At 66.8% G+C, this 21,243-nt stretch carries 21 protein-coding genes; 16 read left to right on the top strand and 5 right to left on the bottom strand.

The features are described from left to right. Positions 1–1,747 (bottom strand): autotransporter-associated beta strand repeat-containing protein (locus tag ACE3O8_RS07685; protein ID WP_374388431.1); only part of this gene is annotated, 1,747 nt, incomplete at its 3' end. A gap of 293 nt (positions 1,748–2,040) precedes the next feature. Here ACE3O8_RS07685 and cobS point away from each other — a divergent pair. Continuing rightward, on the top strand, positions 2,041–3,042 hold the full coding sequence (cobS, locus tag ACE3O8_RS07690) for a cobaltochelatase subunit CobS (protein ID WP_374388433.1): 1,002 nt from the start codon (positions 2,041–2,043) through the stop codon (positions 3,040–3,042). 9 nt (positions 3,043–3,051) lie between these two features. Here cobS and ACE3O8_RS07695 read toward each other — a convergent pair whose 3' ends face one another. Next, complete coding sequence (locus tag ACE3O8_RS07695) at positions 3,052–3,600, bottom strand: glycoside hydrolase family 19 protein (RefSeq protein WP_374388435.1); 549 nt, start codon at positions 3,598–3,600, stop codon at positions 3,052–3,054. 145 nt (positions 3,601–3,745) lie between these two features. Between ACE3O8_RS07695 and ACE3O8_RS07700 the strand changes: the two genes are divergently transcribed. Genes ACE3O8_RS07700 through ACE3O8_RS07750 form a run of 11 tightly spaced genes read left to right on the top strand, consistent with a single transcriptional unit; the run spans position 3,746 to position 12,571 of the window. Further along, positions 3,746–5,035, top strand: a complete 1,290-nt coding sequence (locus tag ACE3O8_RS07700) for a replication-associated recombination protein A (protein WP_374388437.1) — start codon at positions 3,746–3,748, stop codon at positions 5,033–5,035. Continuing rightward, a complete protein-coding gene (locus tag ACE3O8_RS07705) occupies positions 5,035–5,358 on the top strand; it encodes an MmcQ/YjbR family DNA-binding protein (RefSeq protein ID WP_374388439.1) in 324 nt (107 codons plus the stop codon). Before ACE3O8_RS07700 ends, ACE3O8_RS07705 begins: the two co-directional genes overlap by 1 nt. Continuing rightward, the gene (locus ACE3O8_RS07710; RefSeq protein ID WP_374388441.1) at positions 5,355–6,194 is read left to right on the top strand and encodes a hypothetical protein; all 840 of its coding nucleotides are present in this window, start codon (positions 5,355–5,357) and stop codon (positions 6,192–6,194) included. The genes ACE3O8_RS07705 and ACE3O8_RS07710 overlap by 4 nt, the downstream gene beginning before the upstream one ends. A gap of 25 nt (positions 6,195–6,219) precedes the next feature. Then, the gene (gene crcB, locus ACE3O8_RS07715) at positions 6,220–6,588 is read left to right on the top strand and encodes a fluoride efflux transporter CrcB (RefSeq protein WP_374388443.1); all 369 of its coding nucleotides are present in this window, start codon (positions 6,220–6,222) and stop codon (positions 6,586–6,588) included. Further along, the gene (locus ACE3O8_RS07720; protein ID WP_374388445.1) at positions 6,585–7,652 is read left to right on the top strand and encodes an RluA family pseudouridine synthase; all 1,068 of its coding nucleotides are present in this window, start codon (positions 6,585–6,587) and stop codon (positions 7,650–7,652) included. Before crcB ends, ACE3O8_RS07720 begins: the two co-directional genes overlap by 4 nt. Positions 7,653–7,678: 26 nt before the next feature. Next, positions 7,679–9,190, top strand: coding sequence for a M20/M25/M40 family metallo-hydrolase (locus tag ACE3O8_RS07725; protein WP_374388447.1), 1,512 nt, complete (start codon positions 7,679–7,681; stop codon positions 9,188–9,190). Between the two features lie 7 nt (positions 9,191–9,197). Further along, the gene (locus ACE3O8_RS07730; protein WP_374388449.1) at positions 9,198–9,851 is read left to right on the top strand and encodes an HAD-IA family hydrolase; all 654 of its coding nucleotides are present in this window, start codon (positions 9,198–9,200) and stop codon (positions 9,849–9,851) included. Then, on the top strand, positions 9,844–10,074 hold the full coding sequence (locus tag ACE3O8_RS07735; RefSeq protein WP_374388451.1) for a hypothetical protein: 231 nt from the start codon (positions 9,844–9,846) through the stop codon (positions 10,072–10,074). The genes ACE3O8_RS07730 and ACE3O8_RS07735 overlap by 8 nt, the downstream gene beginning before the upstream one ends. Further along, positions 10,067–10,273: a hypothetical protein gene (locus tag ACE3O8_RS07740; RefSeq protein ID WP_374388452.1), complete on the top strand. Its 207-nt coding sequence runs from the start codon at positions 10,067–10,069 to the stop codon at positions 10,271–10,273. Before ACE3O8_RS07735 ends, ACE3O8_RS07740 begins: the two co-directional genes overlap by 8 nt. Beyond that, positions 10,270–10,980, top strand: a complete 711-nt coding sequence (locus tag ACE3O8_RS07745; protein WP_374388454.1) for an ATP12 family chaperone protein — start codon at positions 10,270–10,272, stop codon at positions 10,978–10,980. Before ACE3O8_RS07740 ends, ACE3O8_RS07745 begins: the two co-directional genes overlap by 4 nt. A 58-nt stretch (positions 10,981–11,038) precedes the next feature. Further along, positions 11,039–12,571, top strand: coding sequence for an acyl-CoA carboxylase subunit beta (locus ACE3O8_RS07750; protein ID WP_374388456.1), 1,533 nt, complete (start codon positions 11,039–11,041; stop codon positions 12,569–12,571). A 16-nt stretch (positions 12,572–12,587) separates the two neighbouring features. Here ACE3O8_RS07750 and ACE3O8_RS07755 read toward each other — a convergent pair whose 3' ends face one another. Continuing rightward, entirely contained in the window at positions 12,588–14,873 is a 2,286-nt protein-coding gene (locus ACE3O8_RS07755; RefSeq protein ID WP_374388459.1) for a hypothetical protein, read from the bottom strand. Continuing rightward, complete coding sequence (locus ACE3O8_RS07760; RefSeq protein ID WP_374388461.1) at positions 14,870–15,820, bottom strand: hypothetical protein; 951 nt, start codon at positions 15,818–15,820, stop codon at positions 14,870–14,872. The genes ACE3O8_RS07755 and ACE3O8_RS07760 overlap by 4 nt, the downstream gene beginning before the upstream one ends. A 120-nt stretch (positions 15,821–15,940) precedes the next feature. Between ACE3O8_RS07760 and ACE3O8_RS07765 the strand changes: the two genes are divergently transcribed. Genes ACE3O8_RS07765 through ACE3O8_RS07775 form a run of 3 tightly spaced genes read left to right on the top strand, consistent with a single transcriptional unit; the run spans position 15,941 to position 18,710 of the window. Continuing rightward, on the top strand, positions 15,941–16,921 hold the full coding sequence (locus ACE3O8_RS07765; RefSeq protein WP_374388463.1) for a hypothetical protein: 981 nt from the start codon (positions 15,941–15,943) through the stop codon (positions 16,919–16,921). Then, positions 16,921–17,475 carry a DUF2141 domain-containing protein gene (locus ACE3O8_RS07770; protein ID WP_374388465.1) on the top strand — a complete coding sequence of 185 codons (555 nt, stop codon included), beginning with the start codon at positions 16,921–16,923 and terminating at the stop codon, positions 17,473–17,475. The genes ACE3O8_RS07765 and ACE3O8_RS07770 overlap by 1 nt, the downstream gene beginning before the upstream one ends. 8 nt (positions 17,476–17,483) lie before the next feature. Then, positions 17,484–18,710, top strand: a complete 1,227-nt coding sequence (locus tag ACE3O8_RS07775; RefSeq protein WP_374388467.1) for a glycosyltransferase — start codon at positions 17,484–17,486, stop codon at positions 18,708–18,710. 55 nt (positions 18,711–18,765) lie between these two features. Here ACE3O8_RS07775 and ACE3O8_RS07780 read toward each other — a convergent pair whose 3' ends face one another. Further along, positions 18,766–20,241, bottom strand: a complete 1,476-nt coding sequence (locus ACE3O8_RS07780) for a flavin-containing monooxygenase (RefSeq protein WP_374388469.1) — start codon at positions 20,239–20,241, stop codon at positions 18,766–18,768. Positions 20,242–20,399: 158 nt separating this feature from the next. Between ACE3O8_RS07780 and ACE3O8_RS07785 the strand changes: the two genes are divergently transcribed. Continuing rightward, positions 20,400–21,243: S41 family peptidase (locus ACE3O8_RS07785; RefSeq protein WP_374388471.1), on the top strand; the 844-nt coding region annotated here is incomplete at its 3' end.

Raw genomic sequence — 21,243 nt, forward strand, 5'->3', positions numbered from 1 at the left:
TCCCGACAACGGTTCCGGCTGCGATGTTCGTGCCGCCGCCATAGCTGTTGGCGCCCGTGAGAACGAGGGTGCCGAGGCCCGTCTTCGCCAGCCCCGCCGTGCCGGTGAGCACGGATTCCACGCGGGCGATGAAGCTTGCGGTCGTCGGGTCGGCGGTGCCGACCTGGATCGTCGGCGTGGTGCCGCCCAGCGCGACCGAATCCCCGGTGATCACATAGCCATCGACGAGGAAGCGCATGCCGCCCATCTCGATCGCGCCATCCACATCATCAACGGTGACCGTGCCGGGCGAGCCCTGGAACACGATCGTCGGGCTGCCATCGGGCAGCACATTGTTGACGCCGCCGTCCGACAGGGTGAGGTTGACGCTGGCCTTGGTGAGGGTGCCACTGCCACCATCCACCTGGTTGTTGCCGGACCGGCCAAGGCCGTCGCCATCCCAGAACACATCGACGCCCGGCGGCGGCGGGGGCGGCGGCGGCTCGTCGTCTGGCGGGGGGGATGCGCCCGGCGCAAAGGCGGCGCCGCCATAGGTGAAGTAACTGTCGTAGCTGTCGAAGCCCGACAGCAGCAGCTGGAACGGGGTGTCGGCCGAAATGGCGAACGGGCCGGTGGTGGCCGACACATCGATGTTGCCATAGCTGAACAGGGTAGAGCCCAGCGGGTTGAACAGGGTGGCATCCGCCACCACGCCGTCGATGGTGAGGCTGCCGAGCGACGATGTCTGGATGATGATCGAGACGAAGTCGGTCGGGAAATCAGCCGCGCCCGACGGTGTCGCGAACACATAGCTTTTCAGCCATTGGTCAGAGCCGGGTACGATCGTCATCGCCGGATCGGTGTTCGCATTCGCCTGCGACTGGCCGATCAGATACTGGGCGACGAGAACCGGCTTCGTGGCATCGAGCTGAAGGCCGCCCGCGACCCGCCCTTCATAAAAGTCGCCCTTGGCCGCAAGCGTGGCGACGAGCGTGCCGTTCACCCGGACTTCGGTGTTGTCCTCCGTGGCGACGACCCGCATCACATTGCCCTGCGTGCCGGTGCGCGGTGTCTGCGCCAGAAGATAGCTGGACGACAGCTGGTCGATGGACGGCATCTGTTCGACGAGGTGGTCGCAGGCGGAGATGCCGGTGGGCACGTTGGTGCAGCGGTTGCCCGAAAACACCGCGATCGGCTTGTCGGCAACAATCCCGCTGCCGGTGAGCTGCGTGGTCGCCGTGTACATGTAGGTCTGGCCGGCGTTCAGCGTGACCTGGAACGAGGCGGCGTTCTTCGGTGTGAAGGTGACGACCGTGTTGTCCTGCGTTGCCTGCACGGACATCTGGTCTTCATAGATGTTCTGGTAGCCGGCGACGACATAGTTGGTCCCCAGACGCTCACCGTCGATGAGGTAGGACATGTCGGTCGTTGCCTGGCGGCGGCTGAGATAATAGCCGCTGATCGCCGAGCTGGAGCTGACCCTGAAGCCCTTGTCCTGCACCACGCCGCTGCTGAGCTGATCGGCCAGCGGCAGCTGCACGACGGCGAAGCCCCCGGCGCCGAGATCGAAATCCACGCTGAAACCGTAGGGCGAAGTGACCGTGCCGGTGGCGCCGGCCGGGCCGAACAGGAACACCTGCCGAAGATCATTGGATCCGGCAAGGTTCGGGTTCATCTGGAAATAGAGCGTATTGGCAGATGCGGTGCCGGAAAAGGCAAGCATCGCTGCAACGGCCAGAGCGGCCGTCGAAGATTTCAGAATGTACATACCAACCCCCAAGCTGAACGGCATCAGAAAATGCCCAAGCGCCCTCCGCCCGGACTGTCGCCGTCGTTGATCTGATGGAAACTGATTACCCCACGCAGAACATGTGCCTTTTTGCACGTGCGCCCAATCTGCCCCTGATTATTAGCCGGAGTCCCGGCAGGGGCGATTGTATTTTTCCGCCATCAATGGCCGAATTAACGACGTCTTGCAGCAAAGACCCTCTCGCAAGCGGGAGGCGGGGGCGGCGCCATGCCCCCTTGCGATTCCGGCGCGGGGGGGGCAACGCTGCCGCCATGACCAGCCTGAACCTTGCTGCCGACACTGATCGCCATTCGCCGACGCTGATGGACGCGCCCGATACCGAGATCGACGCGCGCGAGGTGTTCGGCGTGGATATCGACATGAAGGTGCCGGCCTTTTCCAGGGCCGACGAGCGCGTGCCCGACCTGGACCCCACCTATGTGTTCGACCCGGACACCACGCTGGCGATCCTGGCGGGTTTCGCCTTCAACCGGCGGGTGATGGTGCAGGGCTATCACGGCACCGGCAAATCCACCCATATCGAACAGGTGGCGGCGCGGCTGAACTGGCCCTGCATCCGCATCAACCTGGACAGCCACATCAGCCGCATCGATCTTGTCGGCAAGGACGCGATCGTGCTGCGCGACGGCAAGCAGGTGACGGAATTCCGCGAAGGCCTGCTGCCCTGGGCGCTGCAGACGCCGACCGCCCTTGTGTTCGATGAATATGACGCCGGCCGGCCGGACGTGATGTTCGTGATCCAGCGCGTGCTGGAAGTGGAAGGCAAGCTGACCCTGCTGGACCAGAACCGGGTGATCCGCCCGAACAAGTGGTTCCGCCTGTTCGCAACCGCCAACACGGTCGGCCTTGGCGACACATCGGGCCTCTATCACGGCACGCAGCAGATCAACCAGGGCCAGATGGACCGCTGGTCGATCGTCACGACGCTGAACTATCTGCCCAACGACACGGAAACCGCGATTGTCCACGCGAAGAGCCCGCACACCGACCCCAAGGTGATCGCCGCCATGGTGAAGGTGGCCGACATGACGCGGCAGGGCTTCATCGCCGGGGACATTTCCACCGTGATGAGCCCCCGCACCGTGATCACCTGGGCGCAGAACGCCGACATCTTCAGGAATGTGGGTTTCGCCTTCCGCACCAGCTTCCTGAACCGTTGCGACGAGGCCGAGCGCGGGATCGTGGCGGAATATTACCAGCGCGTGTTCGGCGAGGATCTACCGGAGAGCGTGGTGAGCCGGGCACGGAAGTAAGGCGCAAGATCAGCCAGCCAGCGCCCGCAACGCCTGATCGGAGCGGCGGCGGCGCTGCGCCGCTTCCAGCATGGCGGGACCGTTTACCCGCCGGGTGATGCTGTCGATGGCCCATAAGTCCGCCAGGTCGTTGCAGCCTTTGGCCTGCCAGAACCAGGCGGCCGTCAGCATGGCATCCGCCGGCTCCTGCACCAGCGCCGGATTCTCGGCATAGGGCCGGCCGGTGGCGGCGGCGGCGTCGAGGTAGTTGGCGCGCCCTGTCAGCTGCTTCAGGCCGCGCCCGCGATAGCGCCAGCCGTCGCCGGAGGCTTCCGGGCCGTTGCCGTTGCGATTGGCATAGACCCGGTTGGCGAGCCGGCGCGGGTTGCGCACGAAAGGGCCAGCGGCGCCTTCATCGGCAAAGCGGCTGGGCCAGATGCGGCGCAGGCGGGCGGCGCTTAAGTACATCAGATTTTCCTCCAGCGCGGTGAAGCCGGCCGATTCCACATGACATTGCGCCAGGAAGGCGGCGAGGCGCCGGGGGCTTTGGATGCCGAAACGGGCAAGCGGTTCGGCCATCACGGGCTGGAACCGCCGGGCTGCGGTGGGGCTGATTCCGGCTGCGACAAGCTGTTCGACTGTTGGTGTGTTTCGATGCCCTGCCCGCTGCTGTGATCGACCCCGCAGGCTTCCTTGCCGAAAAGGGGATGTGTAGGACAGCCGCATGGCTGACCTGTTCGCGACCCAGACAGACGAGACCCGCGCGCCGCTGGCCGAGCGGCTGCGCCCGCACAGCCTGGACGAGGTGGTGGGGCAGACACATCTGCTGGGGCCGGACGGTGCGCTGACGCGGATGGTGGCGGCAGGTCGACTGCCGAACCTGATCCTGTGGGGGCCGCCGGGAACCGGCAAGACGACCATCGCCCGGCTGCTGGCCGAGGCGACCGGATACCGCTTTGTGGGCGTATCTGCGGTGATGACGTCCACCGCGGACCTGAAGGCGATCTTCGCGGCGGCGAAGGTGGCCGGCACGCGCACCCTGCTATTCGTGGACGAGATTCATCGCTTCAACAGGAGCCAGCAGGACGGATTTCTGGCGCCGATGGAGGATGGCACCATCACGCTGGTGGGCGCGACGACGGAAAACCCCAGCTTCGAGCTGAACGCCGCCATCCTCAGCCGCGCGCAGGTGCTGGTGCTGGAGCGGCTGGACGAAGAGGCGCTGGAAGCGCTGCTGGCGCGGGCGGAAGCCGGCGAAGGACGGGCGCTGCCGCTGACCGGTGATGCGCGTGCGGCATTGCTGACGGGGGCGGATGGCGATGGCCGCTTCCTGCTGGGGCAGGTGGAGACACTGTTTTCGATTTCCCCCGGCGAACCGCTGGACCGCGCGGCCATGGCGGCGACGCTGCAACGGCGGGTGCCCGTGTACGACAAGGACCGCGACGGCCATTACGACCTGATCTCCGCGCTGCACAAATCGCTGCGCGGATCAGATCCGGATGCTGCGCTCTACTGGCTGGCGCGGATGCTGGTGGCAGGCGAACAGCCGCTTTATGTGCTGCGGCGGCTGGTGCGCTTCGCCAGCGAGGATGTGGGGCTGGCCGATTCCAACGCCCTGACGGTGACGCTGGCGGCGAAGGAAGCCTATGATTTCCTGGGCAGCCCGGAAGGCGAACTGGCGATTGCGCACGCCTGCCTCTATCTGGCGACCGCGCCCAAATCCAACGCCGCCTATGTGGCGCAGAAGGCCGCCTTCAGGGCCGCGCGAGAGAGCGGCAGCCTGCCGCCGCCGAAGTACATCGTGAATGCGCCGACCAGGCTGATGAAGGAACTGGGGCATGGCGCTGGCTATGCCTATGACCATGATGCCGAACATGGCTTTTCCGGCGACAATTACTGGCCCGAGAAGATGGGCCGGCAGAGCTTCTATCGCCCGACGGACCGGGGGATGGAAAAGCGCATTTCGGAGCGGCTGGCCTTCTGGGAGCAACTGCGGGCAGATCGGCAGCGCTGATGGACTGGGCATCCGTGTCCGCCGCAGGCTGCGGGCTTCGGGGTGTGGAGCCTTCGACCAGCCATGGACGACCGGCCCTGAAGGTGAAGGGCAAGCTGATCGCCTGCACGGGGCGGACGGACGATCATTTCGTGCTGATGCTGGATCTGGAGCGGGTGACCTTCCTGATGGAAATGGAGCCGGAGACCTTCTTCCAGACGCCGCATTATGCCGGCTGGCCGGCGGTGCTGGTGAGGTACGCAGCGCTGCCCGCCAGCGACCTGCCGGCGCTGCTGCAGGAAGCCTGGGCGCGACGGGTGCCGAAGGGGTGGCTCAAGGCATGACCTTTGACCGCTTCGTCGCCATCGACTGGTCGGGCGCGAAGGGAGTTCGGCACAAGGGCATCGCCGTGGCGGTGGCAGAGGCCGGGGCAGCTGCGCCCCGGCTGGTGCCGCCGCCTGCCCGCGGCGGATGGGCGCGGGGTGAAGTGGCGGAATGGCTGGAGGCGCTGCCGGGCAGGGTGCTGGCCGGGTTCGATTTTTCCTTCGCGCCGCCGTTCGTGGACCGGGGCGCCTATCTGCCGGGGCTGGAAACTGCCGCAGACGGGCCGGGGTTCTGGCGGCATGTCGATGCGCTGTCCGCCGATCCGGATTTTGCCGCGCTGGGCTTCATGCAGGGGGCGGCGCGGCCCCATTTCTGGATGGGTGCGGCCGATGGCCGGAAGGCGGATTTCATGCGCTTTCGCCAGTGTGAGCTGGTCTTCAACCGGGAAGGTGGCGGGAAGGCGGCGACGCTGTTCGATTGCGTGGGGGCGGCGCAGGTTTCGAAGGCGAGTTTCGCCGGAATGCGGGTGCTGCACCGGCTGAGGCCCGGCTTCGCGATCTGGCCCTTCGATCCGCCGGGCGGGCGCACGGTGGTGGAAATCTATGGCCGCGCGATGCTGCGCCACGCCGGCGGGCGCGGGCTGAAAATCCGCGATCGCACGGCACTGGATGCGGCGCTGGCCGTGCTGGGCAGCCTGCCCTTCCCCGGTAAGGACGGCCTGAACGACAATCAGACGGATGCGTTGGTGACGGCGGCGGCCCTGCGCACGCTTTCGGCGGATCCGCGCTGGTGGCGACCCGAGGGGCTGAGCGACGATATTGCGCGAACCGAAGGATGGACGTTTGGCATCGGCTGAAGGCCCCGCTAAGGCTGAAGGCGTGATGAGCTTTCTTCTTGTTGGTCTTGGCGGCGCGCTGGGCGCGATGGCGCGCTTTGGCGTGGGCCGGATCGTCGGTGTGACCGCCCTGCCCTGGGCGACGCTGTCGGTGAATGTGCTGGGCGGGTTCGCCATGGGCCTGCTGGCCGGATGGCTCGCCGTTCGCGGCAGCGGCGGCGAGGGCTGGCGGCTGTTGCTGGGCGTGGGCGTGCTGGGCGGATTCACGACCTTTTCCGCCTTTTCCCTTGAGATGATGCTGATGCTGGAGCGGGGCGAGATGCTGACGGCGATCGGCTATGCACTCGCCTCTGTGGTGCTTTCCGTGGGGGCACTGGCGTTGGGGCTGGGGCTGGCGAAGGCGGTGGCGGCATGAGCAAGGAATTTCCCATCGCGGCCGACGACGACGGCATCCGGGTGGACCGCTGGTTCAAGCGCCACATGCCGGACGTGAGCTTCAACCAGGTGAGCCGCTGGGCGCGCACCGGGCAGCTGCGGCTGGATGGCGCGCGCGTGGGGCCGGGTGACCGGATCGCGGAAGGCCAGGTGCTGAGGGTGCCGCCGATCGAGGTGCAGCCCGTCGCCGCGCTGGCGCCGAAGCAGGCAAAGCCGAAGCGGGAGCTGAGCCCTGAGGAAATCGAGTTCGCGCAAAGTCTGGTGATCCACCGGTCGAAGCATGCTCTGGTGCTGAACAAGCCGCCGGGGCTGGCGACGCAGGGCGGCAGCAAGACGTTCGAGCATGTCGACGGGCTGCTGGACGCGCTTCAGTTCGAAGCGGAGAGCCGGCCGAAGCTCGTGCACCGGCTGGACAAGGACACGTCGGGCGTGCTGCTGCTGGCGCGCACTGCGCGCGCGGCGGCCTTCTTCGGCAAGCTGTTCGCCACGCGCGACACGAAAAAGATCTACTGGGCCGTCACGGCTGGCGGGCCGCATCTGGATGACAGCCTGATCGACCTGCCCATCGGCAAACAGCCCGGCACCGGCGGCGAAAAGATGCATGTGGACGAGGCCGAGGGACAGGTCGCCAAATCCCGCTTCCGCGTGATCGACCGCGCCGCGGACCGCGCCGCCTTCGTGGAAATGCAGCCGCTGACAGGCCGCACCCACCAGTTGCGCGTGCATGCCGCCGCCACCGGAACGCCCATCGTGGGCGACGGCAAATATGGCGGCAAGGATGCCTTCCTGACGGGCAATGTCTCGCGCAAGATGCATCTGCATGCGCGGCGGCTGGTGATTGCCCTGCCCGATGGCGGCACGCTGGACGTGAAGGCGGACTTGCCGCAGCACTTCGCGGAGACGCTGGCCGGGCTGGGCTTTGACCCCCGCGACGCGGACCTGCCGGAACCGGAACCGATGGCGGGGCCGCCGAAGAAAAGCCGCAAGCTTTCATCCGCCACGTCGGGGAACCGGCGGGGCGAACGGCGCGGACGCGGGCGATAGCGGAACGACAGCAGGGGGATCATCGGATGGAGTTTGGTCGCAGGGAATTGCTGGCGGGCGCCGCCGTTGCAACGATCGTTCCGGGCGCGGCGCGGGCCGCTGCTGATCCGGTGCCGCAGCGCGCGAAGATCAAGGCAGCGGCCGAGGCCGGCAAGGACGCCAGCGTGAAGCGCCTGCAGGACTGGATCCGCCACCCCGGCATCGCGGCCGAGAAGTGGCAGATGCAGGAATCCTGCGACCATACGATGGGCATCCTGAAGGACGCCGGTTTCCAGATGGTGAAGAAGATCCCGACCAGCGGCGAACCGGGCATCTTCGCAACGCTGGATGCAGGCGCGAAGCGGACGCTGGGCATCTATTTCATGTATGACGTGAAGCAGGTGAATCCGTCGGAATGGTCCACCCCGCCGTTCGAGGCGGCGATCATCGACAAGCCCGGCCATGGGCGGGTGGTGCAGGGCCGGGGCGCGGTGAACCAGAAGGGGCCGCAGATGGCCTTTCTGGGCGCGCTGCACGCGATGAAGGATGCGGGCGTGAAGCTGCCCGTGAACCTGGTGCTGGTGGCCGAGGGCGAGGAGGAAATCGCCTCCCCCAATTTCCACGAGATCGTGGCCGTTCCCGAAGTGCTCAAGGCGCTGAAAAAGGCGGACGGCATCATCATCCCCTCTGCCTGGCAGGGCCCGAACGGGGCTGTGAACATCAACCTGGGGGCCAAGGGACCGCTGGAGTTCCAGCTGATTTCATCCGGCGAACGCTGGGGCCGGGGGCCGAAGGGCGATATCCATTCCTCCAACCACGCCATGGTGGACAGCCCGGTGTGGCGCCTTGTGCAGGCGCTGAACACGCTGGTGGAGGCGGACGGCCATACGCCCGCCATCGACGGCTGGTTCGAGAATGTGCGCCCGCTGACCGCGCGGGAGAAGGAACTGATCGCGCTGAACGCCGCCGCGTCGAGCGAGGAGGCGATCAAGGCCGCCTATGGCGTGAAGGTGTGGATCAACGACGAGCCGTGGGAAAAGGCGCTGGAACGGCTCGCCTCTCAACCCACGGTGAACATTCAGGGCCTTGTGGCGGGCTATACCGGCCCCGGCGGCAAGACCATTCTGCCCGGCCGCGCGGAAGCCAAGCTGGAATGCCGGCTGGTGCCGAACCAGACCAAGAAGGAGGCCGAGGCGAAGCTGCGCGCGCACCTGAAGAAGCGCGGCTTCGACGATATCGAGGTGGTGGTGTCCGGCGGATACGACCCGACCGAGACGGCGGAGGACGCGCGGATCATCAAGGCGCAGAAGGTCGTGTACGAACGCTATGGCGCCAACGCGACGCTGAACCCGCGCCTCGCCGGCAGCTGGCCGGGCAGCGTGTTCACCCAGCCCCCGGTTTCGATTCCGGCCGGGCAGTTCGGGCTGGGCCATGGTGGCGGCGCGCATGCGCCGAACGAATATATGGTCATCGACAGCAGCAACCCGAAGGTTCAGGGCTATGTCGGCGCGACGATGGGCTTCGTCGATTTCCTGTACGAAATGGCGCGGGTGAGCTGAGCTGCTGATGCGACTGGCTGTGTTCGATTGCGACGGGACGCTGGTGGACAGCCAGGCCAATATCCTGCGCGCCATGCATTCCAGCTTCATGGCCCTGGGCCTGCCCGATCCCGACCCGCATGCGGTGCGGCGCGTGGTGGGGCTGAGCCTGGTGGAGGCGATGCAGGCGCTGCTGCCGGATGCCCCGGCCGACCTGCACGCCCGGCTGGCGGACGACTACAAGCTGGCGTTCCAGCGCCTGAGGGCAGACCAGCGGCTTGAACCCGAACCGTTGTTCGACGGTGTCCGCGACCTGCTGGAGGAACTGGAATCCGGCGGCTGGCTGCTGGCCGTCGCAACGGGCAAGAGCGACCGGGGGCTGAAACTGTGCCTGGAGCATCATGGCATCGAGCGGCATTTCATCAGCCTGCAGACGGCGGACAGGCATCCTTCGAAGCCGCACCCGGCCATGCTGCTGCAATGCCTGGCGGACGCGGGCGTGACGGCGGACCGGGCCTTCATCATCGGGGACACGGTGTTCGACGTGGGCATGGGCGTGGCGGCCGGCGTGACGGCGCTGGGCGTGGACTGGGGCTATCACGACGCGCATGAACTGATCGAGGCCGGGGCAGCCGCCGTTGCGAAGGATGCCGCCGGGCTGAAGGCCCTGCTGCATGGCTGAGCGCCAGCCGCCCTCTGTCTGGGATGTCTGGCTGGCGCGCGGGCTGCTGGTGGGCGGGCTGTGGTTCGCGGGCACCGGCCTGTGGGATCTGATCCGGGCCGAAGCCATGCGTTGGGATATGCTGCTGATGCATGCGCTGGGAATCGGCGCGGGGATCCTTTTTCTAGTGGGGGCCTGGCGGATGCGCGGGGCGCTGAGATGGGATCCTTCCGACAATGAGTGAACGCGATCCGGCCGAGGTTCGGCTGTGGCTGATGACACTGGTGCGCCTGATAGGGCTGGGCATCGTGATCGGCGGCATGTGGCTGGTGGGGCAGGCGCCGCAGACGGGCGGCCCGCTGGGCGGCGGGCTGCTGCTGATGGCGGCCGGGGCGGCCATCCTGCTGTTCGGGCCGAAGCTGCTGAACGCGCGCTGGAAGTGAAGCGCTTCTGGCAGGATGTGGCGGTGGTCGCCGGAGAGCCCGGCCATGCCGTGCAGCTCGACGGCCGGCCGGTGAAGACGCCGAAGGGCGCACCGCTGGCCCTGCCGACCGACGCGCTTGCCGAGGCGGTGGCCGCCGAGTGGCGCGCGGTGGAGGGCGAGCTGAATCCGGCGGACATGCCGCTGACCGGGCTTGCCAATGCCGCGATCGATCTTGTGGGCGCAGACCTGTCAGGCTTTGCGGACGGGCTGGCGCGCTATGGCGAGAGCGACATGCTCTGCTATCGCGCCGATCATCCGGAGCCGCTGGTCGAGCGGCAGAAGGCGAGCTGGCAACCGATCCTGGACTGGGCGGCCGGCCGGTTCGACCTGGCCTTCGCGGTGACGGCCGGGGTGGTGCATGTGGCGCAACCCGTTGAGACGCTGACGCGGATCGCGGCCGCTTATCGCGCCTTCGGGCCGTTCGATCTGGCTGCCCTGTCGCCGCTGGTGACGCTGTCCGGTTCCGCGGTGGTGCCGCTGGCGCTGGCGCATGGCGCGCTGCCGGTGGAGGCGGCCTGGGCCGCCGCGATCCTGGACGAGGCCTTTCAGGCCGAGCTGTGGGGCGAGGATGGGCTGGCGGCGGCGAACCGGGCGGACCGGCAGCGGCAGTTCGAGGCGGCTGCCCGTTTTCTGAGGCTTGCGTCCGGCGGGAATTTCGGGCGGTGACAGCCGCGTTACCGGCCGCTAGGCCGCATGTCGATTTCGGATCTGCAAGGGGATTTCCATGCTGAAGGTGCTGGAAGAGCTGGAGAAGCGGCGCGCGGCTGCGCGGCTGGGCGGCGGACAGGCGCGGATCGACGCGCAGCACGCCAAGGGCCGCCTGACGGCACGCGAGCGGCTGGACATCCTGTTGGACGAAGGCAGCTTCGAAGAGCTCGACATGTATGTGGAGCACAACTGCGTCGAGTTCGGGATGGAGAAGACCAAGGTTCCCGGCGACGGTGTGGTGACCGGATCCGGCACCATCAACGGCCGGCTGGTGTTCGTGTTTTCGCAGGACTTCACCGTGTTCGGCGGCTCCCTTTCGGAACGCCACGCCCAGAAGATCTGCAAGATCATGGACATGGCGATGAAGGTCGGCGCACCCGTGATCGGCCTGAATGATTCCGGTGGCGCGCGCATCCAGGAGGGCGTGGCGAGCCTGGCGGGCTATGCCGAGGTGTTCCAGCGCAATGTGCTCGCCTCTGGCGTGGTGCCGCAGCTGAGCCTGATCATGGGCCCGTGCGCCGGCGGCGCTGTCTATTCGCCGGCGATGACGGACTTCATCTTCATGGTGAAGGACAGCTCCTACATGTTCGTGACCGGCCCCGACGTGGTGAAGACGGTGACGAACGAGGTGGTGACGCAGGAGGAACTGGGCGGCGCGATCACCCACAGCACCAAGTCGGGCGTGGCCGACCTGGCGCTGGAGGATGATGTGGACGCGCTGCTGAGGGCGCGCGACTTCTTTGATTTCCTGCCGCTGAACAACCGGGCGGGCGCACCGCACCGGGACAGCAGCGACCCGTTCGACCGCCCGATCCCCTCGCTCGATACGCTGGTGCCGCCAAGTGCAACCAAGCCCTATGACATGCACGAGCTGATCCGGAAGGTGGCCGACGACGGCGACTTCTTCGAGATCCAGCCGGGCCATGCGGGCAACATCCTGATCGGCTTTGCCCGGATCGAAGGGCATACGGTGGGCATCGTCGCCAACCAGCCGATGGTGCTCGCAGGCTGCCTCGACATCAACGCCTCCAAGAAGGCCGGGCGCTTCGTCCGCTTCTGCGATGCGTTCAGCATTCCGATCATCACCTTCGTGGATGTGCCGGGCTTCCTGCCGGGTGTCGCGCAGGAGCATAACGGCATCATCAAGCATGGCGCCAAGCTGCTGTTCGCCTATGCCGAGGCGACGGTGCCGAAGATCACGGTGATCACCCGCAAGGCCTATGGCGGCGCCTATGACGTGATGGCCTCCAAGCATCTGCGCGGCGACCTGAACTATGCCTGGCCCACCGCCGAGATCGCGGTGATGGGGGCGAAGGGCGCGGTGGAAATCATCTTCCGCAAGGATATCGGTGACGCCGGGGCAATCGCCGAACGGACCAAGGAATATGAAGCCCGCTTCGCGAACCCCTTCGTGGCCGCATCCATGGGCTTCATCGACGAGGTGATCCTGCCGCACACGACGCGCAAACGGATCGCCGTCGGCCTGCGCAAGCTGCGGACGAAGCAGCTGAGCAACCCCTGGAAGAAGCACGACAATATCCCGCTTTGACGGGATGGCCGTCTGATCAGTCGCGGAAGGCGCGGCGCAGCAGGAAGGCCAGGAACGGCGGCCAGAGCAGGAAGCCCAGGATCTTCACCAGCTCCCCGAATTCGGCCGGGGTGGTGGTGATCGTGCGGTTGCTGAAGCGCAGTTCCGCTTCGCCGCTGTCCTGAAGCCGGCAATCGCCCTTCACGTCGCCGGAGGGGATCGGCGCGATCATCCGCAAGGTGACGACCGCCTTCTGGACGGGGCTGCAGGGCTGTGCCGACACCCATTGCGGCTGGCCCTTCACCTGCACCCGATGCTCGAGATTCGGATCATGGGTGGTGACAAGCAGCGCCGACAGCAGCGTGACGCCAAGGATCAGCAATCCCACGCGCAGCGGCGCCGTGCCGAAGCCCAGCAGCAGGTCATAGAGGCGGTAGAAAGCGTTGTAGCCCCCTTCGGCCTTCAGCGCCCGGCGGCGCATGTGGCGATAGAGGCGGCGGGCATCGCGATCCCGGCCATTGTCCCTCAGCGTCTGGATCACGCCATGATAGGTGGGCACGCTGATCCGCCGGTCGTTCATCAGCAGCCGTTCGAAGGTTTCGGCGCTGCCCGCGCGGCGGCTGCGCGGCACACGGGCGCTCCGCGCCTCGTCGGCGGTGTCGCCATCCAGCCGCCAGTGCGAGACGCGGATGTTTTCCAGCCCAAGCGGGTTGGGATAAATGCATTGGCCCTCCGTCGTCGGGTGGATCTGGAGGGTGCCGATGGTCGAACCGTTCAGGATCAGAGCGCTTGACCAGCCCGCCCCCTGGAAGCTGAGCCCGGACACGGCGAGGCGACCGACCCGGCTGTCGATCAGGCGGGCCTGCCGGCCGATCCTGGCCCAGGCATCGCCGGCGCTGCCGCCCGCCGCCAGCAGCAGCGCGCCGCCAACCTCCAGCCCTTCGGCGGCGAGATCGCCATCCAGCACAAGCCCGGTCAGATCCGCTTCGCCATCGATGTGCGCCCGTTCCAGATCCAGCCGCATCAGATGCGCCGGCCGGGGTGCGATGGGGGGCTGGCCGTCTTCGCCGGCAGGGACGGCGCGCAGGCGATCCTGCAGATCATCGAGCGCGGATACCAGCGCAGACCTGTCGCCGGGTTCCGATCCCGGGGCGGACAAGAGGGTTTCCTGATCCTTCAGCAGCGTCTGGGCAGACCATGCCCTGAGGCAGGTGCCGATCCGGGCGTCGCGCAGTTCGACGGCACCGGTGCAGCGCAGGCCGGTGAGATCGATCCGTTCGCGCACCCGGGCACCCGACAGGTTCATGCCGCCATCGACAGTCGTCCAGCCGTCGAAGCCGCCGTCGCGGGCGATACCGGCGGCAGCCGCAGTCAGGCTGTAGCAGGCCACATAATCCGCCTCGATCCCCTGAAGTTCGACGACGACCTTGTCGCTGGCGGCCGGATCAGGGCCGACATCGATGTTGAGGAGCCGGAAGCCGAGATCGACCTTGATGCCATAGCCTTCGATCCGCCCGATGCGGGATCGCTGCTGATCCGCGCGGAATTCGATCGTGGCAGCCTTGCAGTTCGCAAGCTGGAACGCGCCGCCCACCCGCATCGCGCAGAGCCAGAGACCGCGTTCGAAGCTGGCAGAGGACAGGGCGAGGCTGCCGTCGATGGAGAGCCCCGTCAGATTGCCGTGGCGCGTGACCGAAATTCCGTTTGCACGGAGGTCCGCGGGCTGGGGCGGTCTTCCCGCCGAACCGATCGCCCAGTCTTCGAGCAGCAGATCCCCGCCAATCCGGGCACCGTCCAGCGTTGCGCCGCCTTTCGGGCGGATGTCGCGCGCGCTGAGATCGGCGGCGACATCGAAGCCCGTGGCCGTGAGGTAGCTGGCCTCGACATCCCGCAGCATCGCATAGCCCGTGACCCTGGCGTCACGGATATCCAGCGAACCGGCGGATTTGACCTGCTCGATCAGCAGGTTGCCACTGACAGACAGCCCTTCTGCATCAAAGATCGGCGGCCCGCCCATGTCCACCGGGCCGCCAAGGCCCATCACGGTCACACGCCGCAGACGCACGCTGCCATCCACCCGCACCTGCGTCATCGTCAGCGTGCGGGCGAACCAGCAATCGCTGATGTCGAGTTCGCCGGGAACGGAGGTGTCGGATAGATCCACGGGCCCCTCGAACTGGAAGCCGTGAAGGATCAGTGGATGTTCCAGAGTTTGCCCGCGAAGGGAGATTTCCCCGACGACGCGGCAAGTTTCCCCGATGCGGACCTCATCCGCGAGAACGAGGCGCAGGAATTCGGCGGCAGAGAGCGTCCGGTTGCTCAACGCCCGACCTTCCGCAGCGGGAAATAGGCGAAGGTCAGCCGGTCTGGCGCAATGGGAACGACGGGCAGCTGATGTTCCCGCCGGTCTGCCGCCATGGTGAGCGAAACGCCTGAATCCGGCCGGCCGGGCGGCACCAGCGTGACCGCGATGAGGACGGCCGAAAGCTCAGTGCCATAGAGCATGCGCAGCGAGAACACATGGGTCTGCCCCTGCGGGAGCTCGACGCCCGCGGCGGGCGTGTGCCTGAGGAGCGGGCCTATCGCGTCGGCCGCATCGGGCGGGATCGGCCCGATCGCGACCCGTTCCAGATCGGAGCGGCATTCGATCGGCGCAAAGAATGCGATCGTGCCATCCATTTCGCCCTTCAGGCAGCTGCAGAAGGCGCGGCAATAATCCGCCAGATGTCCGAAGCGGACGGCTGTGTCGGCGTGCGGCTGCGGATGATACTGATCCGCCCGTGCGTGGAAGCAGCCGGACGTGCCGTCGATCGGCATGATGGTCTGCCCGTCGGGCGCCTGCAGATCGACGATGAACAGGCAGGTCCGCACCGCCCTGCCGACCGGGAAGCGCAGTTCCAGCAGCCAGGCCGTCCCCGAAAACAGGTGCAGCGGCCGGCGCGTGGCGGTGGCGCCCTCCCCCGTCGCCTGCTCGATGTCGAACCCCAGGCAGCGGGCAGCGATTTCATCCAGCGCCTTGCCGAACCAGGCCTTTGCCGCCCGCGTCGCCGGTGTCTGCGCCAGCCATGGCGGCGCGGGCGCTGGCGTTTCCGCCGCGCAAAGGGCGGCGAGCCTGCGGCATTCTCCCAGCAGATCCTCGCCCGTGGGCGATGCATATCGACGGACCTGCGCGGCATAGCTTTCCGCAAATTCCGACCAGTCGGGCCAGGCCGGTTCCACATCGGCTGCCGCCGTTGATTGCTGCGTCATGATGCCCCCATCGGCCGGCATCCTTCGATGCGGCTCTGGCGCTGTCAAGCGGTGCGGCAAGCGGCGAATGCGGGACATGGCAAAGTTCGGGCATGTTGCTGCCCCTTTCCGGTCGCAATCGGCCCTTAGCTCGTCACCGTCATGAACCGCGAGTCCGCCCTGCAGACGCTTCAAGCCAGCCGCGCCCGGCTGGAGAAGGCCGTTACCCTGTCTCCGACGGCGAAGCGGCTGCTGTCGCTGGGCCTTTCGGCCGCAATCCTTGCCTATCTGGTGCGCGCGGTTGCGAACATCGGCTGGCAGGAAGTGCTGGACGTGCTGCCGGCCAATCCCCTGTTCTATGTGCTGGTCGCGATGTCCTACATGGCGACGCCGGTGACGGAGTATGTGATCTTCCGCCGCTGGTGGCCGCTGACGCCCCGCGCGCTGGCCGTGTTTTCCAAGAAGCGGGTGCTGAACGAAGCGATCTTCGGCTATTCCGGCGATGCCTATCTGTTCATGTGGGCGAAGAAGGCGCTGGGCGCGCGCGAAGTGGGCGCCGGGCCGCTGGCCGCTGTGAAGGATGTGGCGATCACCTCGGCGCTGGCCGGGAATGTGGCGACCCTGCTGATGCTGGGCCTTGCCCTGTCCATGGGCGGCGGGCCGGCGGTGGAGCAGGCCTTTACCGGGGGCGCGATGCGCTCCGTGGGCTTTGGTTTCGCCTTCGTGATTTCGATCAGCCTGGCGATCCTTCTGTTTTCCCGCCGCGTGATGAGCCTTTCGGCGCGGGAAAACACCATCATCTTCTTCCTGCACTGCGGGCGGCTGCTGATCGGTTCGGCCCTGCTGTTGCTGGCCTGGATCATCGCGCTGCCCAGCGTGGATGTGGGCACCTGGATCGTGCTGGGCGCGCTGCGCATGGTGGTGACGCGCCTGCCGTTCGTGCCGAACAAGGAACTGCTGTTCGCGGCGATCGGCGTGACGCTGACCGGCGCGGCCGCGCCCGAAGTCGCGGCGCTGATGGCGGCCGCCGGTGCGCTGCACCTGGTGAGCCATGTGATTTCCTATGCGGGGGCATCGTACATCGAAAGCCGCGGCGACGCCGTGGTGGAAGACAGGCTGCCGAGCGCAGCCGGGAGCATCTGATGCTGAGCCGACTTGCCGCCCTTCTGATCCTTGCTGCAGGCGCAGCCGCGCCCGCCGCCGCCCAGGACATCCTGGGGCCGGACGCCGCCGCCTGCCGCCCCGGTTCCGGCCGGGACGCCGTTCTGCTGACGGTGGACGGGTTCAAGAACCGCGACGGAACGCTGCGCGTGGAGCTGTGGCCGGGCAACGACCAGGATTTCCTGCGCAACCATCATGAACTGGTCGCCGAAGGCAAGGCCTATCATCGCGTGACCGTGCCCGTGCCGAAGAGCGGCGCCGCCCATGTGTGCGTGCCGCTGCCGGGCCCCGGCGTCTATGCCATGGGCGCCTTCCATTCGCCCGCCGGGGTGCGGAAGTTCAACTACAAGGACGACGGCGCCACCTTCACGCGCAATCCGCGCGTCGGGATCTTCAACACGAAGCCGAAGGCGTCCGACGTCGCGATGAAGTTCAACACCGGGCTCAGCGAAGCCCAGGTGACGCTCAACTATCTGAAGGGGCTTGGTTTCCGGCCCATTCCCAAGGACGAACTGCCATCAAACGGGAACCGCTAGGGGCAACTATGCATATTGTCGACGTTGCAGAATTCTATGCGCCGCTCGGCGGCGGGGTGAAGACCTACATCGATGCCAAGCTGGCCTTCGGACACCAGAATGGCGTGAAGGTGAGCGTGATCGCGCCCGGCCCGGAAGACCGGGTTGAACGGCGCGAAGGCGGCCAGGTGATCTATGTGAAGGCGCCCGCAATCCCGGTCGACACCCGCTATCATGTGTTCTGGAAGGCCGCCCCCGTCCTGAAGCTGCTGGACGAGCTGAAGCCCGATGTGGTGGAGGCCTCCTCGCCGTTCCGCGGGGCCTGGATCGTGGCGAACTGGCAGGGCCGCGCCGCAAGCCTGGCGCACAAGGCGCTGTTCATGCACGCCGATCCCGTTGCCGCGCACCTTCAGGTGTGGACGCAGGATTATCTGAAGGCCGATACCGTCGACAAGGCGGCCTTCTGGTACTGGCGCTATCTGGCGCGCACCGCGCAGCGGTTCGACAGCGTGATCGTCGGCAGCCGCTGGTTCGGCCAGCGCATCCTGAAGCAGGCCGATATCCAGTCGGAACTGATCCCGCTGGGCGTGGACACGACGCTGTTCCACCCGCGCAAGCGCGATGCCGAACTGCGCCGGCAGATGCTGGCCGAATTCGGCCTGCCGCCGTCTGCCCGGCTGCTGGTTGGCGTGGGGCGCCACCACCATGAAAAGCAGTGGCCGGTGGTGTTCGATGCGGTTGGCGCTCTGAAGGACGAAGGCGTCGCCATGATCCAGATCGGCAACGGCTTCGCCAACGAGCGGGTGACCCGCGCAGCGGAAGCTGCCGGCAATGTGAAGCTGCTGGGCCATATCGGCGACCGGGAGCAGCTTGCGCGCATTCTTGCCTCATCCGACGCGATGATCCACGGCAGCCGCGCCGAAACCTTCGGCCTTGTCGCCAGCGAGGGCCTTGCGACCGGCATTCCGCTGATCCTGCCCGCAGAAGGCGGCTGCACCGACGCCGCCGACCCGGCCTGGACGGAACTGTACGAACCCGGCAATTCCATGGCCGCGCGCGACGCCATCCACCGGCTGATGAACCGCAGCCCGGATCAGCTGCGTGTCGCTGCCATCGGGGCGCGGCACACCCATATCTGCACGCCGGCCCAGCATTTCGAACGGCTGTTCGCGCTGTATCGCAACAACTCGACGCCGGTGCTGACCCCGCAGGCCAGCGGGCAAGGCGTTTCCGCAGGCGTGCGCCAGGCGGCGTGAACCGCGGCGCTGGGGGCAACAGCCCCCTTCCCGCCTTCCCCCTGGCGTGTTGCGGCTACTCGGCGGCTTCGGCGAACGCGGCGGCAGCGGCCGGCGCGAGCGGGCGGAACTGAAGCGTTCCGTCCGCCAGCGGATCCTGGTGGATCGACTGCCGGTCCCGCAGATAATCCTGCGTGTCGCGCCAGGGATCGGTGCTGGACTGGCGCGGCAGGGTTTCCATGGCGCGCTGCACATAGCCGGAATTCAGCAGCAGCGGCTCGTCCTCCACGGCGACCTTTCGTTCGGGAACGGCGATGGCCGTCGCCGGATTGTCCAGTGCGTTCAGCAGGCGGCAGGCATATTCGCAGGTGAGATCCGCGCGCAGCGTCCATGAGGCGTTGAAGTAGCCGAACACATAGACAAGGTTCGGCACCCCTTCGAGCATCATGCCGCGATAGACATAGCGTTCATTCGGGTTGACCCGGCGGCCATCCACCGAAACGGTTGCGCCGCCAAGCACCTGAAGGCGCAGGCCCGTCGCCTTCACGATGATGTCCGCGTCGATCCGCTGGCCGGATTTCAGCACCAGGCCCTTTTCATCCAGATGATCGACATGGTCGGTCACGATGCTGGCAGAGCCATCCTTCACGGCGTTGAAGAAGTCGCTGTCGGGCACCAGGCAGAGGCGCTGGTCCCATACATTGTAGCTGGGCTGGAAGTGGGCCTTCACCACATCTTCCGGCAGTTCCTTCAGAAGCATGTCCGTCACGCGCTTGTTGACCTTTTGCGGATTCTTGCGCGTCTGCTTGAAGAAGAAGTTCTGGAACAGAACGTTGCGCCAGCGGACCAGGTTGTAGGCGGCCATGGGTGGCAGGATCCGGCGCAGGAAGTTGGCGATCCTGTCTTCCGCCGGGCGGGAGATCATCCAGGTCGGCGAACGCTGGAGCATGGTGACATGGGCGGCTTCGCGGGCGACGACCGGCACAATGGTGACGGCCGTTGCACCCGATCCGATCACCACCACGCGCTTGTTGCGGTAATCCACGTCTTGCTGCCAGTGCTGCGCGTGGAAGATCGGGCCCTTGAACGCCTCTTCGCCCTCGAAATGCGGATTGTGCGGGTTGTCGTAGCTGTAATAGCCGGCCGCCATCAGCAGCATCCGGCAGGAAAAGCGGCGCGGGCCATCCGGCGTGTCGGCGGTGACCGTCCAGCGGCCGGTGGCGCTGTCGAAACTTGCGTCGCTGACCTTGTGTCGGAATCGGATGTGGCGGTCGATGCCGGCTTCCGTCGCCGTGTCGTTCACATATTTCAGGATATGCGGGCCGTCCGCGATGGCCTTCTGTTCCGTCCAGGGGCGGAAATTATAGCCCAGCGTGAACATGTCCGAATCCGAACGGATGCCGGGGTAGCGGAACAGATCCCAGGTGCCGCCGATCGCCTCGCGCGCTTCGAGGATCGCAAAGCTCTTGCCCTTGCATTTATCCTGAAGATGCCAGGCGGCGCCAATGCCGCTCAGCCCTGCGCCGACGATGACGACGTCGAAGCTCTCCATGCCTGCTGTTCCTTCCCAGATCCCTGCCGGGCAGGGTGGCATGCGGAGTCCGACTCCGCAAGTCTGCCACTTGGCGCAGGGCGGTCATGATGGCAGACTGCCGAGTCGGGACGGAAGGCAATCCGGTGTGGGAACCGCGCCTTCCAGGGAGAAACGGGATGGGAGCAGCTGTTCGCGCGCTGCTTGCAGCGCTTGTGCTGACCATGGGTGCCTCGCCGCTGGCGGCGCAGGCGGACGCTTTTGAGCGCGCGTCCGATGCAGCCGACGAGGCGCGCCCGGATATCCGGCTGTCCGTGAAGCGGATCGCCCGGCTGATCCGGGCGCATTATTTCGATCCCGCCTGCGCCGCGCGCATCGCGAATTCGCTGGAGGCCGATGCAAAGGCCGGCCGGTTTGATGCCTACACCGATCCGCGCGATCTCGCCTATCAGCTGACGAAGCGGCTTTCGGCGGAAGATCGCCATTTCGCCGTGAGCTGGGCGCCGAGTGGCGGCGGCGCACGCACGACGGTGGCTGCTCTGGCGCCTGTGGACACGGCGCGTGTGAACCATGGCTTTGTGGAAACCGCCGTGCTGCCGGGCGGCGTCGGCTATGTGAAACTGGATCTTTTTGCCCATTTCGAAGGGCCGGGAAGCCCGCAGCAGGCTGCCGCCGACGCGGCGCTGCAGTTCGTGGGCGGCACCCCCAGCCTGATCATCGACCTGAGGGACAATGGCGGCGGATCGCCCAACATGGTGGGCTATCTGGTGCAGCAGTTCGTGGCGGAACCGGCCAGGGTGGCCAGCGTGTTCCGCAACCGGCAAGGGCCGGACGGGTTCGAGATTTCGCCCGTCGCCTCTGCCCTGCCCAAGCGGCTGGATACCCCGCTGTTCCTTCTTGTCAGCGCGCGGACGGGCAGTTCCGCCGAAGCGCTGGCCTATACGCTGCAGGCGGCAGGCCGGGCCGTGGTTGTCGGCGAGCAGACGGGCGGCGCCGCCAATCCGGGCAGCGTGCGCCAGACGC

This window comes from Sandaracinobacter sp. (assembly GCF_041909755.1).
GTDB lineage: Bacteria > Pseudomonadota > Alphaproteobacteria > Sphingomonadales > Sphingomonadaceae > Sandaracinobacteroides.